The organism is Streptomyces sp. JLBG701, from assembly GCF_058544905.1.
In genome coordinates, this window is sequence record NZ_CM178588.1 from 7,296,160 (window position 1) to 7,312,381 (window position 16,222).

Consider the following 16,222-nt stretch of genomic DNA (forward strand, 5'->3'; position numbering starts at 1 on the left):
ATTCGCCCCCCGATTCGGTCACTATAGAAGCTGCCAAACGCGTCCGTTCACACAGGGCGCCGACTTGACCCGAGGATTGAGTCTTGACTGACCAGCTGCGACTGATGGCCGTGCACGCCCACCCCGACGACGAGTCGAGCAAGGGCGCGGCCACCATGGCCAAGTACGTGTCCGAGGGGGTGGACGTGCTTGTCGTGACCTGCACGGGCGGGGAGCGCGGCTCCATCCTCAACCCCAAGCTCCAGGGCGACAAGTACATCGAGGAGCACATCCACGAGGTGCGCAAGAAGGAGATGGACGAGGCCCGCGAGATCCTCGGCGTGAGCCAGGAATGGCTGGGCTTCGTCGACTCGGGGCTGCCCGAGGGTGACCCCCTGCCGCCCCTCCCCGAGGGCTGCTTCGCCCTGGAGGACGTCGACAAGGCGGCCGGCGAGCTGGTGCGGAAGATCCGCTCGTTCCGTCCGCAGGTGATCACCACGTACGACGAGAACGGCGGCTACCCGCACCCCGACCACATCATGACCCACCAGATCTCCATGGTGGCGTTCGAGGGCGCGGCGGACACCGAGAAGTACCCGGAGGAGGAGTTCGGCACCGCGTACCAGCCGCTCAAGCTCTACTACAACCAGGGCTTCAACCGCCCCCGCACCGAGGCGCTGCACCAGGCGTTGCTCGACCGGGGCATGGAGTCGCCGTACGGGGACTGGCTCAAGCGCTGGAGCGAGTTCGAGCGCACCGAGCGCACGCTCACCACGCACATCCCGTGCGCCGAGTTCTTCGAGATCCGCGACAAGGCACTGATCGCGCACGCCACCCAGATCGACCCCGACGGCGGTTGGTTCCACGTCCCGCTGGAGCTCCAGAAGGACGTCTGGCCCACCGAGGAGTACGAGCTCGCGAAGACCCTCGTCGATACCTCCCTCCCCGAGGACGACCTCTTTGCGGGCATCCGCGACAATGCCTGACATGAGCGCAAGCGCAAGCCTGGCAATGACGCATCTCGTCCCTCTCGCCAAGGAGGTCGACGAGAACAAGGTCACCCCCGGCGTCCTCGGCTTCATCGTGTTCGCGGTGATGGCCCTGGCGGTGTGGGGCCTGATGAAGTCGATGAGCAAGCACATGAACAAGATCGACTTCAAAGAGGCCCCGGATCCGAAGGCGGACGCCTCCGGCAACACGAGCGCCGAGTCCGGGAACGCGCCCACAGCGAAGAGCTGACCCGCGCCGCTCCCGTCACGGCCTCGTCATCGGGAGTGGTCGGCCAGCGACAGCAGCAGATGTGCTGACTCCGGCCGCACATGGTCGGAGTGGGCGCCCGACAAGCCGCGTTTGTCGACGAACACCTCGCCCGCGTCCACGCTGACGAACCGGTGGTCGAGGACGGCGCGTGGATACGGTTCGCCGACGCCGAGCATCCTGATGCCGGAAACGGGCGCGGGCGCGGTGCCGATGCCCGCGTGGCCGACGCCCGCCCGTTTCTCGGCGCGCTCGTGCAGGAAACCGGTGGCACGGTCGTGGTGCGAGTACGTGGCCACGACCGGGCCGTGCAGCGGGGCCTCGTCGAGCGCGGTGAACAGCGTCGCGAAGGCGTCCCGAGGCGCGGCCATCTGGAACAGCAGCATGGAATCCACGGTGAACGGCCGGTCCGGCGGCCGCGGCGTGCTCCAGCCCAGGGTGTCCGGCCCCTCGGCCGCCCACTGCACCGCCTCGCACAGCACACGGCAGCCGAAGGAGTGCCCGAGGAGGTGCAGGTACTGCCCGTCGCGGCCGACGAGTACGGGTGGCGCGGCCGGGTCGCCGCGCTCTCCGTCCAGGTACCCCAGCAGCTGCCCGATGACCCGGGCCGCATGCCCCCGCGTGCTCAGTGCATGAGCCCGGTCACGGAAACGCCGGTACTCGCCCATGGTCCTCCGCCGGCCCGACGGCCAGCAGACCAGCACCGTCCAGGGCCGCCAGGCGGGTAGGTGTGGATACGTCACCCGGTACCGCTCGTATTGAGCGGCCGTCAGCGCGAGCAGTCCATCGACCGTTGCCCGGGCGGACTCCGGTTCCGTCCGCCAGCCGTGTGCGTAGACGAGTAGGTCGGTCGCCCAGGCGGGCGGGGTCAGCTCCTCGGCGAAGTGGTCGAGCAGCCGGTCGGCGGGCACGGGGCGAAGGCCGTGGGCCGTCTCCTCCAGCAGCCAGCCGTCGGGGCCGAGCGACACCGTGTGTACGGACGGGCTCGGGCTCGGCCCGCTCATACGGTGATCTCCTGATCGGTGTCGGAGGCGGGCGCGGCGGCGCGTTCCAGCCGGGTGTCCATGCCGTGGTGCAGGGCGTAGGCGAAGCCCAGGGGGTTGTGCAGGGCGTCGGCGAAGTGCCGGGCCACGGCGTGGGCGATGCTGCCCGCCGTCTCGACGCCGTCCAGATAGCGGGTCAGGAACTCCAGCGCGTACTCGGCCGCGAAGATCTGCGGCATCTCGATCTGCGGCCCGAGAACACCGCGCGCGCCCGCGTCGATCAGCGCCCGGCTCAGGAACTTGGGGTCGCCGCCGCCCTCGGGTATGCCGGCGTGGCAGGCGTTGAGCATGACGAAGGGCTGGAACGGGGTGTCGTTGCCGAGGTGGCGCCGCCGGTCGCGCACCGTGTGGGCGTCGATGGTCTGTCGGTCGGTCAGCCGGACGGCGAGGGCGGGTGGCTCGGATCCGTTGGGGACGAAGTGGCCGTGGCACCAGAAGTACATCAGGTGCTCGCACAGATCGGCCTTCCCCAGCGCGCTGACCAGTTCACTCCGTTTCGTGCGCTCCACGATCCGGGTGCCCTTCGCGAGCACGGCGGCGACGTCCACGGCTCGGGTATGGCCCTTGCGGTCGAGCCGGGTGTCGTGGTTGAGGCTGACTGACGGTGTCTCGGGGGCGTCGCGCTGATCGAAGAGCCGGGTATAGGCGCCGCCCGTCTGCTCGATCTGGTGGCGATATCCGAGGAAACGGCCGAACAAGGAGGACAGCAGGGGAGTCTCAGGGTCCGTCGAGGGCTGCGGCTGAGCCGGCGGCAGGTCATCGGGGCCCAGGCAAACCATGGACCAGGGCACGTGCAGGTCCGCGTCGAAGCGGACTCTCAGCCCCTCGCGACGGGTGAGTGTCTCGATCAGATGGAGGCGGAACCGTTTGACGTGCGGGTCCGCTCCGGCGAGGAGCGTTCCGTAGAGCAACTCCGAGCCAGCTAGCGCGAGTTCGTCGACGATGTCGTACAACTCCCGGACCGGGCGGGCGCGCAGATCCACCAGGGAGGTGTACGGGGTCTCGGGTTCGCCGGTCATGGGGAGGCCGTCGTCCGTCAACGGCCGGTGGTCGATGAGGAGTTCCTTCCACAGGCGGCACAGCCGGGCCGCGGCGGAGCGCACCTCGGCCGGGCTCACCGCGAGATCCACCTTGTGCTCGGTGCCGTGCAGTGAGGGCACGGCAGGTCCGTAGAGTCGTGCTCTGATCCGGCCGTTCCACATGCTGTCCAGGCACACGGTGACGTCGGGCTTGAGGTCGTCACCCCATGCTTCGAACTCCCGGCTCGGATCCTGGACAATGCGTACGGGGAGGTCTGTGCCCATGTGCGGCTACCGCCCGCGGTGCGTGACGGCGTGGGGCGCCACGTGGCCGCCGATCTGATCGTTGTCGAGGATGTCGAGCTCTGTCTCCACCTGCTGCAGGACCGTTCCGGTGTGATCGAGGGCGATGGTGAATCGGATGCGGTGCAATCCGGTGCGGTGCGGTGTGAAGTCGAACTCGGCGCCGCGTTCCGCCTGTTCGGAAGGCCGTAACAAAGCGGTCGCCGGCTCGACGGAGGCCTGCGTCAGCGGCACGGAGACGGCGGACAGCCATGGCGGTTCTCTGTCCCGGTCCGCCCAGGGGTGGCCGCGCTCCGGTACGACGCGCAGCAGGAGGCGGGCGGTCGCGCCGGCGGACGGGGACTCGTCGAGGAGGGTGATGCGGACGTGGCAGCGGCGGGCGGCTGTGCGGGGTCTGCTCACGAACTCGGGTGTCGGGCGGGTGACCACGAGGTCGCGGGCGTGGAAGGGGGTGACACGGCCCCCGTGGATGCCGCCGCCCTCGCAGAACTTCACCATGTCCTGGATCAGTTGATCCTTGCCGGGCGTTCCCGGTGGCAATTCGACTGCGAGAGCGCCGCTGGAGTCGAGAGGGATCGGCGGCAGGCTGCGTGTGGCGCGGAGGGTCTTCACCCAGGCGAGGCCGTGCGCGTCGTCCAGGATCCGGAAGTCGGACTCCGCCGTGGACAGCAGGGCCTCCGTGGTGGACGGGTCGCGGAATCGCGCCGCGAGTTCCAGGGTCGTCCACGCTCGCCCCAATGTGCAGTCGATCTCGACGAACTCCTGGTGGACAGCGAGCCATCTGTTCGCCGTGGCATCGCCGGACTGGCTGGCGGGGGGCAAGAGCAACGTGTGTCGGTGATGAGTCCACGCCGCGCCGAGCGCGTCCCCACAGACTGCGAAGTCCCGATCGGCGGTGGACAGAAGAGCGACCGCCGCTCCGATTTCGCCCGGCTTCATCTCGGCAAGCGCGAGATTCAGATGTGTCCAGGCGATGCCACGGCGATTCTCGGCGGCGATGTGCCCCGCCAAGGGGTCCAATTTCTTGACCTTGTATGTCGTCTTGGAGGCGCGGCCCGGCGCGGTGAATCGGATCCACTCCGTGGCCACCCAGTTCTGTCCGTGAACGTCCCCACGGACAGAAGAGCCTGGTCGGCCTGCCGCAGCAAGTGCTCTGCCTCGGAGTTCAGGCCGCGCAGCAGGCATGCGCGGGCCAGGTACAGCAGAGCCCAGCCCCGGCCGCGGGGGCACCCGGCCACCCGGTGCAGTTCAGCGGCCCTCCGCAGTACCCGGTCAGCCTCCAGCGCCTTGCCCTGGTCGCACAACACGGCGCCGCGTACCAGCAGTTGCCAGGCGGCGTGCGCGTCCTCAGAGGCGGGTTCCTCGCCCAGGCCGGCCAGGGCGGAGCCCAGTCGGCCCAACTGGTGACGGTTGGCGGCCGTTTCGTAGACGACGTACGCACTGGTGTCACCGTCGAGCAGCGACTGGGCCCGCGCCGGCATGCCCAGATCCCGTACGAGGGAACCCAGAGCCCGGCGCACGGACGCGCTGCCGGGCGAGCCGTGGTGCAGTGCCACGAGCCGGTGGGCGTCCGTGCGGGTGGCCAGGAGCAGGGCCAGCGCGTCCGCGATCTCTTCCTTCTGCTGCTTCGGGTGCCGGTTGTCGGCGAGCAGATCCATGAACTCGTCCACGCGCGCGGCGAGTTCATGGGGAGCGATCCTGTCTGGCTGCCATCCGTCGGGCCGATGCGGACGCGCTCTGCCGTCCAGGAGGCTCGCCGTGTCCTGCAGGTCCTGCCCGGCGGCCTTGGCCACGTCCCGTGCCACCTGACGGGCCAGCCTCCGCCACGCGCGCGGTGGTGTGCGGCGCCGCACCCAGTCGGCCACCGGCGCCGAAAGGCAGAAAGCCTCGTTGCCGCGCCACTGCTGCACCAGTTCGCGGTTGAGCAGCCCGCTGAGGACGACCGGTACATCGGCCGGGTCGGTGTCCCGCTGAAACAGCGACTCCACCGTACGGGCGGTGAAGGGAGCACCTGATGAGCGTGCCGCGAGGTTCCTCAGCACGCGCAGTTCATCGGGGCTGCACCGATCGAGGGCGAGTGCGACGAGCTCGTCCGGCCCTGCCACGTTCCTGAGCAGGCCGGGTGGCACTTCGGCCGCCAGAGAGCCGACGAGCCGTGCGAGCGGGGGCACCCCCTGTGCGGCCGTCAGCAGCTCGCCCAGCGGCTGGGGAACGGCCCACCCGTCAGCAGTCAGCCGCGTGGAGCAGCTCGCGGCGAGAGCCACGGCATGCGCGGTGTGCAACGGCCGAACGGCGTACAGCCGGGCCCCGGTGCCAGTCCAGCCGTACCTCTGACGCGAGGTGACGATCACCGTCAGCTCGCGGCATTGCCGCAGCACGGCGAGCAGGGAACGGCCGACCGAAGGACCTACGTCGTCCAGGACCACGATGCGGCCCCGGACGAACACCTCGCACTGACTCAACAGCTCACGCTGGAACGCACTTCCGCCCGCCAACGCCGCCCGGACGATGGGGCGTCGCGGCGCCCCGCACTCGGCGAGTAGCCGCAGCAGCGTGCGCTCCACTCCTGCGTGGCCACCGAGGGCGATCCAGTGCACCTGAGGGGAGGAGCCCGACGACGTCGTCCGTCTGGCCATGAGATACCTGGAGATCCCCGCGGCCAGGGCTGACTTGCCGATGCCCGGCGGCCCGTGCAGGACCAGCCGGACCGGGGGCTTTCGCTCCGTGGCCTTCAGCGCCGCAAGAAGGTTCGGCTCATCGGGCTCCCCCAGGTCCGGGAGCCCTGTCGGTCCCCTCAATCCATGCCGCATCGAACCTCCCCCCGAACCAGTCGACGCCCCACCACGTTTCCACTTGAAGGCCTTCGCCGCCAGCAGAACCGCACAACCCGGACGAGTACGGCCCCCTCACCCCCGCCCCACCGCAGCCACCGCCACCCCCATGACCTCCCGAGCATGCCGCCCCGGCACCATCCCCAACCGCCAAGCCTGCCACCCGGCCTCCAGATTCACCCCCCGTTCCAGGAGCAGCTGGTACGCCTCGACGAACTCGTCCAGCTTCTCGTCCCGCCCCTCATGGCGCCCCCGCTCCAACTGCGCCAACTCCTCCTGAGCCACAGCCGTCCCGACGTCGACACCGCCCGGTGCCGCATACGGCAGCAACGTGCAGCGCAGGAACCGCGCCCAGTCCTCGCCCCGCCGGTCCCCGTACGACGCGAACAAGCCCACCGCCTCGTCGCACAACGCCAGCGCCTGCTGCGTACGGGTGTTGCCCGCCTCCACCACCGCCAGCTCCAGGCATGTCCACGCCTCGCCATGGGCGACGCCGATGCGCTGGAAGTCCGCGCGGGCGTCCACCAGCAACTGCCGCGCGAAGCCCGAGTTCCGCAACGAGCCTGTCTGGACCGCCCGTTGGTCGCGCGTCACCCGGGCCGAGTGATGCCGGGCGCACGCCAGCCCGTACACGTCCCGCATCCGCGAGAACATCGTCCGCGAGCGCTCCAGTTCACGGACCGCGAGGTCCAGGTTGCCCGTCTCCTCCAGGGCTTGGCCCAGGTAGTACACCGTCCACGCCTCCCCCCGCGCGTCCTCGTTCTCGCGGTGCCGGGCGGCCGCCTGGCGTAGGCCGTCCACCGCAGGGGACGGGTCGCCGGCGACCAGGCGGGTGCGGGCCAGTTGGGTCAGGGCCCAGGCCTCGCCGCGGGCGTCGCGGGTGCGGGCGTACAGATCGAGGGCCGTGCGGAGTTCGGACTCCGCCCTGGGTACGTCGCCCATGCGCAGGCTCAGTTGGCCGAGCTGGAAGTGGGCCCAGGCCTCGCCGTGCACGGACTCGCCCGCGCGGTGCAGGACCAGGGAGCGGGTCAGCAGGTCGAGGGCCTCGGAGACGCGGCCCCGGTCCCGCTCCACCGCCGCCAGCGCGTGCATCGTCCAGGCGCGGTCCGTCGCCAGCTGCTCCGGCGCCTGCAGGTCCAGCGCCTCCCGCAGTTTCGCCGCCGCCTCGGTCAGGTTGCCCTGGTGGTGGAGGGTGATGCCAAGCGAGCACAGGGCCCGGGCCGCGCCCGCATCGTGCTGGGCCTCCATGTACAGGTCCACCACGGACGTCAACGTCGTGCGCGCCTTGTCCAGTTCACCGAGCTGACGGGCCGCGATACCCGTACGCCACTGCACCGAGCGGACCAGCAGGCCCTGGTCGACGGACTGGGCGAGTTCGCTGATCTCGCCCAGGCGGTAGAGGTCGCCGCGCAGCAGGCAGTAGTCGCACAGGGCGCCGAGCAGGTTCAGGACCGCCGCCTGGTTCACGCCCTCCGCCTGCCGCAGCGCCGACGTGATGAAGCTGGACTCGTCGTCCAGCCAGCGCAACGCCTCGTCCAGGGACGTGAATCCGTGCGGGCTGAAACGGTCCGAGCGGGTCGACATGTTGCCGTCCACCAGACGCAGCACCGAGTCCGCCAGATCCGCGTAGTTCACGATCAGACGTTCCTGCGCGGCCGTACGCTCCGACGGTTCCTCCTCGTCGAGGAGGCGGGCCTGGGCGAAGGCGCGGACCAGGTCGTGCAGGCGGTAGCGGTTGCCGCGTACATGGTCGATCAGGCCCGCCCGGGAGAGCGCCCCGAGCTGCTTGGTCGCCTCCGCCTCGTCCGTGGCCAGCAGCGACGCCGCAGCCGCCGCGCCCAGCGAGGCCCGCCCCGCCAGCGCCAGCCGCCGCAGCAGCCGCCGGCCCGTATCCGGCTGGTCCGTGTAGCGCAGCCACAGTGCGCGTTCGACCGGTTCCACCGGGCCGTACGCCGCCAGGTCCGTCGCCAGGACGCGCGGGGTGCGCGGGCCCAGGGCCGAGCCCGCGATACGCAGCGCCAACGGCAGCCCGCCGCACAACTCCCTGATCCGGTCGGCGGATTCGGCGTCGTAGGGGCCGTGCTCCTGCTGCGCCGCCGCGCTCAGCAGCTCCTCCGCACCCGCCGCGTCCAGGGGCTCGACGGCCAGCTGGTGCACCCAGGCCGGCAGGTCCTCGGGCAGGTCCAAGGGCTTGCGGGCGGTGACGATCACCAGACTGTCGGAGCGCTCGGGGATCAGGGTGCGGACCTGTTCGGCGTCCGAGGCGTCGTCGAGGACGATCGTGACCGGCAGGCCCGTCAGATACTGGTGATACAGCTCGGCCAGCCGCCGCAGATGCTGTTCGGGGGAGGAGCGCTCACGGAACAGGAGCTGTTCGCGGGGCGCGCCGAGCCGGTTCAGGAGGTGCAGGAGGGCGTCGCGGGTGGACAGCGGCGGCTCCTCCGCGCTGTCGCCGCGCAGATCAACGACGCACGCGCCCCGGAACTGGTCCTTCAGGTCGTGGGTGGCGTGGATCGCGAGTGCCGTACGACCGCTGCCGGGCGCCCCGTGCAGCACGACGACCGTCGGACGGGTCTGCGTGCTCGCGCGCGCCGCCTGCACCCACTGCCGGATCCGCGCCAGCTCCTGCCGCCGGCCCGCGAACGGGTCGTCCGGCTCGGGGAGTTGACCGAACGACTGCTCAAGCACCGTCCGCCTGCGGGCCGCCGCGCTCTTGTCGGTGCCGCGCAGCGCGGGCCCCGCGGACTTCTTCTTCGGGCCCGTGGACGCGGTGATCACCCGCTGCTGGTCCAGGTACGGGCGGATGCCGCGCACCTCCAGCGCGGTCAGCCACTGCAGGCGCAGCTGCTCGAGCCCGCCGGGCTGGCCCACGGCACCGGCACGATGGTGTGCCGCGGGCACATGGGAGGCGGTCACCTTCACGACGGTGGCCGCGGCGCCGACCACGCCCACGGTCACACCCGCACCGACGGCCGTACTCGCCCCCGTACCGAGCACCAGGTCGGCCACCGCGGCCGCGACCGCCGCAACGCCCGCCACCAGCAACGGAGTTCCGGCCCCCTCCCGGGCATACCGCTGCCCGAAACTGAGCTGCCCCGCCGCCGCCTCGTCCAGCGCCCGCATATACGCCTCGTACTCCTCGACGGCACTCTCCGCGATCGCGTCCAGCGCGGCCCGCGCCCGCGTCAGCAGCACGGCCCCGTCGCCGCGCCCACCCGAGCGCCGCACCTCTTCCTCCACGGCCCGGGCCAACAGCCTCTCGGCCTCCGCCCGATGGCTGTCACGCATGTCACGTCCCCCTCGGTCGGATACAGCCGCGGCAACGGCTTTCTTGGTCAAGTGTGCTGCGGGCAGTCCATGGGCGCGAGGGTGCCGACGTCTTTGATCGCGGTACGCCTGACGGGTTTGGGACCGGGTACTGCGGCAGGATGGACCCCATGCCGAACCGACTGGCCCATGAGACGTCCCCCTATCTCCTCCAGCACGCCGAGAACCCCGTCGACTGGTGGCCCTGGTCGGCCGCGGCGTTCGAGGAGGCCCGCGAACGGGGCGTGCCGGTGCTGCTCAGCGTCGGATACAGCAGCTGCCACTGGTGCCATGTGATGGCGCACGAGTCCTTCGAGGACCAGGAGACCGCCGACTTCCTCAACGCGCGCTTCGTCAGCGTCAAGGTCGACCGCGAGGAGCGCCCCGACGTAGACGCCGTCTACATGGAAGCCGTACAGGCCGCCACCGGCCAGGGCGGCTGGCCCATGACCGTGTTCCTCACTCCCGACGCCGAGCCCTTCTACTTCGGCACCTACTTCCCGCCGGCCCCCCGCCACGGCTCGCCCTCCTTCCGGCAGGTGCTCGAAGGCGTCCACAGCGCCTGGACCGACCGGCGGGACGAGGTCGCCGAGGTCGCCGGGAAGATCGTGCGGGACCTGGCCGGGCGGGAGATCTCCTACGGCGGCTCCGACGCACCCGGCGAGGAGGAGCTCGCGCAGGCCCTGCTCGGGCTCACCCGGGAGTACGACCCGCAGCGCGGCGGATTCGGCGGGGCGCCCAAGTTCCCGCCGTCCATGGTCGTGGAGTTTTTGTTGCGCCACAGCGCCCGCACCGGTTCCGAGGGCGCTCTGCAGATGGCCGCCGACACCTGCGAGCGGATGGCCCGCGGTGGCATCTACGACCAGCTCGGCGGCGGGTTCGCCCGTTACTCCGTGGACCGGGAGTGGGTCGTCCCGCACTTCGAGAAGATGCTCTACGACAACGCCCTGCTCTGCCGCGTCTACGCCCACCTCTGGCGCAGCACCGGCTCCGAGCTGGCCCGGCGCGTCGCCCTGGAGACCGCCGACTTCATGGTCCGCGAACTCCGCACCGCCGAGGGCGGTTTCGCCTCCGCGCTCGACGCCGACAGCGACGACGGGACCGGCAGGCATGTCGAGGGTGCCTACTACGTCTGGACGTCCGAGCAGCTCCGCGAGGTGCTCGGGGACGATGCCGAACTCGCCGCGCACTACTTCGGTGTGACCGAGGAGGGCACCTTCGAGCACGGCTCGTCCGTTCTCCAGCTCCCGCAGCAGGAGGTCGTGTTCGACGCCGAGAGGATCGCGTCCGTCAAGAGCCGTCTCCTCGCGGCCCGTTCAGGCCGTCCCGCCCCCGGCCGCGACGACAAGATCGTGGCCGCCTGGAACGGGCTCGCCGTCGCCGCGCTGGCCGAGACCGGCGCCTACTTCGACCGCCCCGACCTGGTCGAGGCCGCCGTCACCGCCGCCGATCTCCTCGTACGACTGCACCTGGACGACCAGGCCCGTCTCGCCCGCACCAGCAAGGACGGCCAAGTCGGCGCCAACTCCGGGGTGTTGGAGGACTACGCCGATGTCGCCGAGGGCTTCCTCGCGCTGGCCTCCGTCACGGGGGAGGGGGTGTGGCTCGAATTCGCCGGGTTCCTTCTCGATCACGTTCTCGCCCGGTTCGTCGATCCGGAGTCGGGTGCGCTCTTCGACACCGCCTCCGATGCCGAGGAGCTCATCCGGCGGCCCCAGGACCCGACCGACAACGCCGCCCCCTCCGGCTGGACCGCCGCCGCGGGTGCGCTGCTCGGCTATGCGGCCCAGACCGGGGCGGAGCCCCACCGCACCGCCGCCGAGCGGGCGTTGGGTGTGGTGAAGGCGCTCGGGCCGCGCGTCCCCCGTTTCATCGGCTGGGGGCTCGCCGTCGCCGAGGCGCTGCTGGACGGGCCGAGGGAGGTCGCGATCGTGGGGCCGTCCCTCGACGACGAGGGCACAAAGGCCTTGCACCGTACGGCACTTATGGGGCTCGCCCCGGGCGCGGTGGTCGCCGTGGGGACTCCGGAGAGTGACGAGCTGCCGTTGCTCGTCGGCCGTCCTCTCGTCGACGGTGAACCAACTGCATACGTCTGCCGTAACTTCACCTGTGACGCCCCGACGACCGACCCGGAGCGGCTGCGTGCGGTGCTGAGCGGCTGAAACGGAAGGGGAGGCGGACATTCCGCCACTCCGAATTGGTCTTGTGTTCGGATACATCCCGGTAGTCACCCCACCAAACCGAAACAAGCTATTTATCGGAACTGCCCCCCGGCTTCACAGTTCCCCCATAGTGTCTGCACCGTGACGCGACAGGAGTGACTCACTGTCGCGACAGGGGTTTTGGGGATCTGGGGGGATCTGTTGCTTACGTCTGTCTTCATCGCTGCCGTTTCGCTTGCCCTTTTCTGGATGGCGGCCTTCACCTTGTGGTGGCAGATGCACGCCTGGCGCACGCCAGAGGTGCTCGCGGCCACCCGTTTCAGCAGACCGGACGGCGGTGAACAGCGGTCGTTCTCGCTGCTGTTGCCGGCCCGGCACGAACAGGCCGTCCTGGATCACACGATCCAGCGGCTGCTCGAATCCACGCACACGGATTTCGAGATCATCGTCATCGTCGGGCACGACGACCCGGAGACCACAGCGGTCGCCAACAGCGCCGCGGAGCGCGATCCGCGCGTCCGCGTCGTCGTCGACACCCACGAGAAGAAGAACAAGCCGAAGGCCATGAACACGGCGCTCCCGCACTGCCGCGGCGATGTCGTCGGGGTCTTCGACGCCGAGGACCAGGTGCATCCCGAGCTGCTCGCGCACGTCGACCACGCCTTCCGGTCGACCGGCGCGGACGTCGTCCAGGGCGGCGTCCAGCTCATCAACTTCCACTCCAGCTGGTACAGCCTGCGCAACTGCCTGGAGTACTTCTTCTGGTTCCGCTCGCGGCTCCATCTGCACGCGCAGAAGGGGTTCATCCCGCTCGGCGGCAACACGGTCTTCGTGCGGACCGACGTGCTGCGTGAAGCGGACGGCTGGGACCCCAACTGCCTTGCCGAGGACTGCGATCTGGGTGTGCGGCTGTCCAGCGTCGGCAAGAAGGTCGTCGTCGCCTACGACTCCGACATGGTGACCCGGGAGGAGACCCCCGGCTCGCTGATGTCGCTGCTCAAGCAGCGCACCCGCTGGAACCAGGGCTTCCTCCAGGTCTACCGGAAGAAGGACTGGAAGCAGCTCCCCGGCTTCGGTCAGCGGCTGCTCGCCCGCTACACCCTGATGACGCCGTTCCTGCAGGCGTTCTCCGGCGTGATCATCCCGCTGAACGCGGCGGTCGCGCTCTTCCTGGACGTGCCCGTCGGGGTCGCGTTCCTCACCTTCCTGCCGCTGGTCACCGCGGCGGTCACCTTCGTGTTCGAGGTCGTCGGACTGCACGACTTCGGCAAGCAGTACGGGCTTCGCGTCCGCCTCGTCCACTACGCGAAGCTCGTCGTGGGCGGCCCCTTCTATCAGGTGCTCCTCGCCGGGGCCGCGATCCGCGCCGTCTGGCGTGAGCAACGCGGCCGCAACGACTGGGAGTTGACCACCCATACCGGCGCGCATCTCAGCGAAGTGATCCGAGAGGACGTTCCTGCGTGACCTCCACCCTTCCCGCGGTGACCAGCACCAAGGTCCCCGCGCAGCGGCAGCCTGCGCCTGAAACCGGTTCGACCAGTCGAACAACTCCGCCGAGCCGGCTCAGGTCCTCCCGATCCGACCTCCTCCTGTGCGGCGCCCTCCTGGTGGCGATCCTCGTCGTCCAGGGCTGGAACATCGCCGACTACCCGACGCTCAGCGACGACGAGGGCACCTACCTCGCCCAGGCCTGGGCGGTCCAGGAGGGCAGGGGCCTGGCCCACTACACCTACTGGTACGACCACCCGCCCCTCGGCTGGATACAGCTGGCCGTACTCACCTGGATACCGTCCCTGCTCAGCCCCGAGTCGATGACCGTCGGCTCGATGCGGGTCATGATGCTGCTGATCAGCGCCATCAGCGCGGTCCTCGTCTACGTGCTGGGCCGCCGTCTCTCCCTCCCGCGCTGGGCGGCCGGCCTCGGCATGGCCCTCTTCGGTCTCTCGCCGCTCTCCGTCGTCCTCCAGCGGGAGATCTTCCTCGACAACATCGCCGTCATGTGGATGCTGCTGGCGTTCTGCCTCGCCGCCTCCCCGAGCCGGCACCTGTGGCACCACTTCGGCGCGGGCATCGCGGCCGCCACGGCCGTCCTGACCAAGGAGACGATGCTCATCGTTCTGCCGGCGCTCCTGGTCACCATGTGGCGCCATGGCCACCGCGACACCAGGAAGTTCGCGCTCACCGGCGCGATCACGGCCTGCGTCCTGATCGGCTTCGCCTACCCCCTCTTCGCCCTGCTCAAGGGCGAGTTGCTGCCGGGCGGCGGCCATGTCTCGCTCTGGGACGGCATCCAGTACCAGATGACCAGGCCCGGCTCGGGCTTCATCCTCGACCAGGGGTCCGGCTCGTACGGCGTCCTGCAGTCGTGGCTCTACTACGACCGTGTCCTGCCCCTGGGCGGCCTAGTCGGCGCGGTCCTGCTGCTGGCCACCTGGCGCTGGTCGGTCACCGCCCGCGCGCTCGCGGGACCGGCGCTCACCGTGGCGATCCTCGCCGTGCTGGCCCTGCGCCCGAACGGCTATCTGCCCGCGATGTACGTCATCCAGGCCCTGCCCTTCCTCGCCCTCGTCCTCGCCGGCGGCACCGCGTCCGTCACCCACGCCGTGCTGCGCAGGTGGCGCGGGGAGCACGAGAAACGTCCGGTGACCGGCGGGCGGTACGCGCTGGCGGCCGTACTGGCCATCGCCGCCGGCGCCTACGTAGTACCGCACTGGTACGACGGTGACCGCACCGCCGTCACCGCCGACGCCAACGCCCCCTACCGGGGCGCCTCGAAGTGGCTGACCACCGAGGTGGCCGACCCCGAGGACACCCGGGTCCTGGTCGACGACGCGCTCTGGCTGGACCTGGTGCACGCCGGGTACGAGCCCGGGCTCGGCGTCATCTGGTTCTACAAGGCCGACCTCGACCCCGCGGTGACCAAGACGATGCCGAACGGCTGGCGCGACCTGGACTACGTCGTCGCCTCGCCGACCGTACGACGCGACGCGGTCGACCTGCCCGGCGTCAAGTCCGCCATCGAGCACTCGACGCCGGTCGCCGTCTTCGGCACCGGTGAGGACCGCATCGAGATCCGCCAGATCCAGACAACCGGCTCCGCCGCGGGAGGCGACCGATGACAAGCTACGAGTACACAGCCCCCGGCGAGCTTGGTGATCCGGCCGTACGCGGTTCCGAGGTTCCGGAACCCGGGGCCGTCACCATCGTCGTACCGACCTTCAACGAGTCCGCCAACATCCGCGAACTCCTGCACCTGATCACCGAGTCGGTGCCCGCAAGGCTGCCCTGCGAGGTCGTCTTCGTGGACGACTCCACCGACGACACCCCCGAGGTCATCCACGAGGCCGCGAGGGACTGCCCCTTCCCGGTCACCGTGCTGCACCGCGAGGAACCGGTCGGCGGGCTCGGCGGCGCGGTCGTCGAGGGCATCAAGGCGGCCGGGTCGGACTGGATCGTCGTCATGGACGGCGACTGCCAGCATCCGCCGTCCCTGGTGCCGGAGTTGGTGGCCACTGGCGAGCGCGCGAACGCCGGCCTCGTCGTCGCCTCCCGCTACATCAAGGGCGGCAGCCGCGCCGGACTCGCCGACAACTACCGGGTGGCGGTGTCGCGTTGCGCGACCTGGCTCACCAAGTCCCTGTTCCCGCGCAAGCTGCACGGCATCAGCGACCCGATGAGCGGCTTCTTCGCCATCCGCCGCAGCGCCGTCACCGCCGACGTCCTCCAGCCGCTCGGCTACAAGATCCTCCTCGAACTCGCGGTCCGCAGCCGCCCCCGCGAGGTCACCGAGGTCCCCTTCGTCTTCCAGGACCGCTTCGCCGGCGAGTCCAAGTCGAGTGCGCAGGAGGGCTTCCGCTTCCTGCGCCACCTGGTGGGCCTGCGCACCGCCTCCCCGGTCGCCCGCATGGTCGGCTTCGGCCTCATCGGCGCCTCCGGCTTCCTCCCGAACCTGCTCGGCCTGTACGTCCTCACCGTCCTCGGCATGCACTACGTACCGGCCGAGATCCTCGCCAACCAGCTCGGCGTCGCCTGGAACTTCGTGCTCATCGAGCACCTTCTGTTCCGCGACCGGCGCGGGCACCGGCGCTGGTGGGACCGCGTCGGCAGGTTCGCGCTGCTCGCCAACGCCGACCTGGTGCTGCGGATCCCGCTGATCGCGGTCTTCGTGCACCGGTTCGGGATGGGCGCGCTGTCCGCCACCGCGCTCGCGCTGGCGGTGACGTTCGTCCTGCGCTTCGTCGGGACCGAAGCGCTGGTCTATCTGCCGCGCAGGCGTGAGACGCGCGGGAGCCGCACAGCAAGGAGAGCCGTGTGAACAAGCC

11 protein-coding genes are annotated in these 16,222 nt (G+C 70.3%); 6 read left to right on the plus strand and 5 right to left on the minus strand.

Features of this window, described 5'->3' with window-relative positions:
* Positions 1–104: 104 nt before the first annotated feature.
* Both mca and AC5DRG_RS33885 read left to right on the plus strand, forming a co-directional pair.
* The gene (gene mca, locus AC5DRG_RS33880; protein ID WP_491813237.1) at positions 105–965 is read left to right on the plus strand and encodes a mycothiol conjugate amidase Mca; all 861 of its coding nucleotides are present in this window, start codon (positions 105–107) and stop codon (positions 963–965) included.
* On the plus strand, positions 958–1,218 hold the full coding sequence (locus tag AC5DRG_RS33885) for a hypothetical protein (protein ID WP_491803323.1): 261 nt from the start codon (positions 958–960) through the stop codon (positions 1,216–1,218). The genes mca and AC5DRG_RS33885 overlap by 8 nt, the downstream gene beginning before the upstream one ends.
* Before the next feature lie 26 nt (positions 1,219–1,244).
* Here AC5DRG_RS33885 and AC5DRG_RS33890 read toward each other — a convergent pair whose 3' ends face one another.
* The 5 genes from AC5DRG_RS33890 to AC5DRG_RS33910 all read right to left on the minus strand — a co-directional run bounded on the left by AC5DRG_RS33890 (position 1,245) and on the right by AC5DRG_RS33910 (position 9,720).
* Complete coding sequence (locus tag AC5DRG_RS33890) at positions 1,245–2,240, minus strand: hypothetical protein (RefSeq protein ID WP_491803325.1); 996 nt, start codon at positions 2,238–2,240, stop codon at positions 1,245–1,247.
* Complete coding sequence (locus tag AC5DRG_RS33895; RefSeq protein WP_491803326.1) at positions 2,237–3,583, minus strand: CHAT domain-containing protein; 1,347 nt, start codon at positions 3,581–3,583, stop codon at positions 2,237–2,239. The genes AC5DRG_RS33890 and AC5DRG_RS33895 overlap by 4 nt, the downstream gene beginning before the upstream one ends.
* A 6-nt stretch (positions 3,584–3,589) precedes the next feature.
* A complete protein-coding gene (locus AC5DRG_RS33900) occupies positions 3,590–4,612 on the minus strand; it encodes a hypothetical protein (RefSeq protein WP_491803327.1) in 1,023 nt (340 codons plus the stop codon).
* Complete coding sequence (locus AC5DRG_RS33905) at positions 4,558–6,411, minus strand: hypothetical protein (RefSeq protein ID WP_491803328.1); 1,854 nt, start codon at positions 6,409–6,411, stop codon at positions 4,558–4,560. The genes AC5DRG_RS33900 and AC5DRG_RS33905 overlap by 55 nt, the downstream gene beginning before the upstream one ends.
* Before the next feature lie 96 nt (positions 6,412–6,507).
* Positions 6,508–9,720: a tetratricopeptide repeat protein gene (locus tag AC5DRG_RS33910; protein WP_491803330.1), complete on the minus strand. Its 3,213-nt coding sequence runs from the start codon at positions 9,718–9,720 to the stop codon at positions 6,508–6,510.
* 149 nt (positions 9,721–9,869) lie between these two features.
* On the opposite strand from AC5DRG_RS33910, the gene AC5DRG_RS33915 reads away from it, so the two are divergent.
* From AC5DRG_RS33915 to AC5DRG_RS33930, 4 genes are all read left to right on the plus strand, one after another.
* On the plus strand, positions 9,870–11,900 hold the full coding sequence (locus tag AC5DRG_RS33915) for a thioredoxin domain-containing protein (protein WP_491803332.1): 2,031 nt from the start codon (positions 9,870–9,872) through the stop codon (positions 11,898–11,900).
* A gap of 201 nt (positions 11,901–12,101) precedes the next feature.
* The gene (locus AC5DRG_RS33920; protein WP_491803334.1) at positions 12,102–13,364 is read left to right on the plus strand and encodes a glycosyltransferase; all 1,263 of its coding nucleotides are present in this window, start codon (positions 12,102–12,104) and stop codon (positions 13,362–13,364) included.
* Entirely contained in the window at positions 13,361–15,019 is a 1,659-nt protein-coding gene (locus tag AC5DRG_RS33925; protein WP_491803335.1) for an ArnT family glycosyltransferase, read from the plus strand. Before AC5DRG_RS33920 ends, AC5DRG_RS33925 begins: the two co-directional genes overlap by 4 nt.
* On the plus strand, positions 15,016–16,215 hold the full coding sequence (locus tag AC5DRG_RS33930) for a glycosyltransferase (protein ID WP_491803336.1): 1,200 nt from the start codon (positions 15,016–15,018) through the stop codon (positions 16,213–16,215). The genes AC5DRG_RS33925 and AC5DRG_RS33930 overlap by 4 nt, the downstream gene beginning before the upstream one ends.
* Positions 16,216–16,222 lie beyond the last annotated feature (7 nt).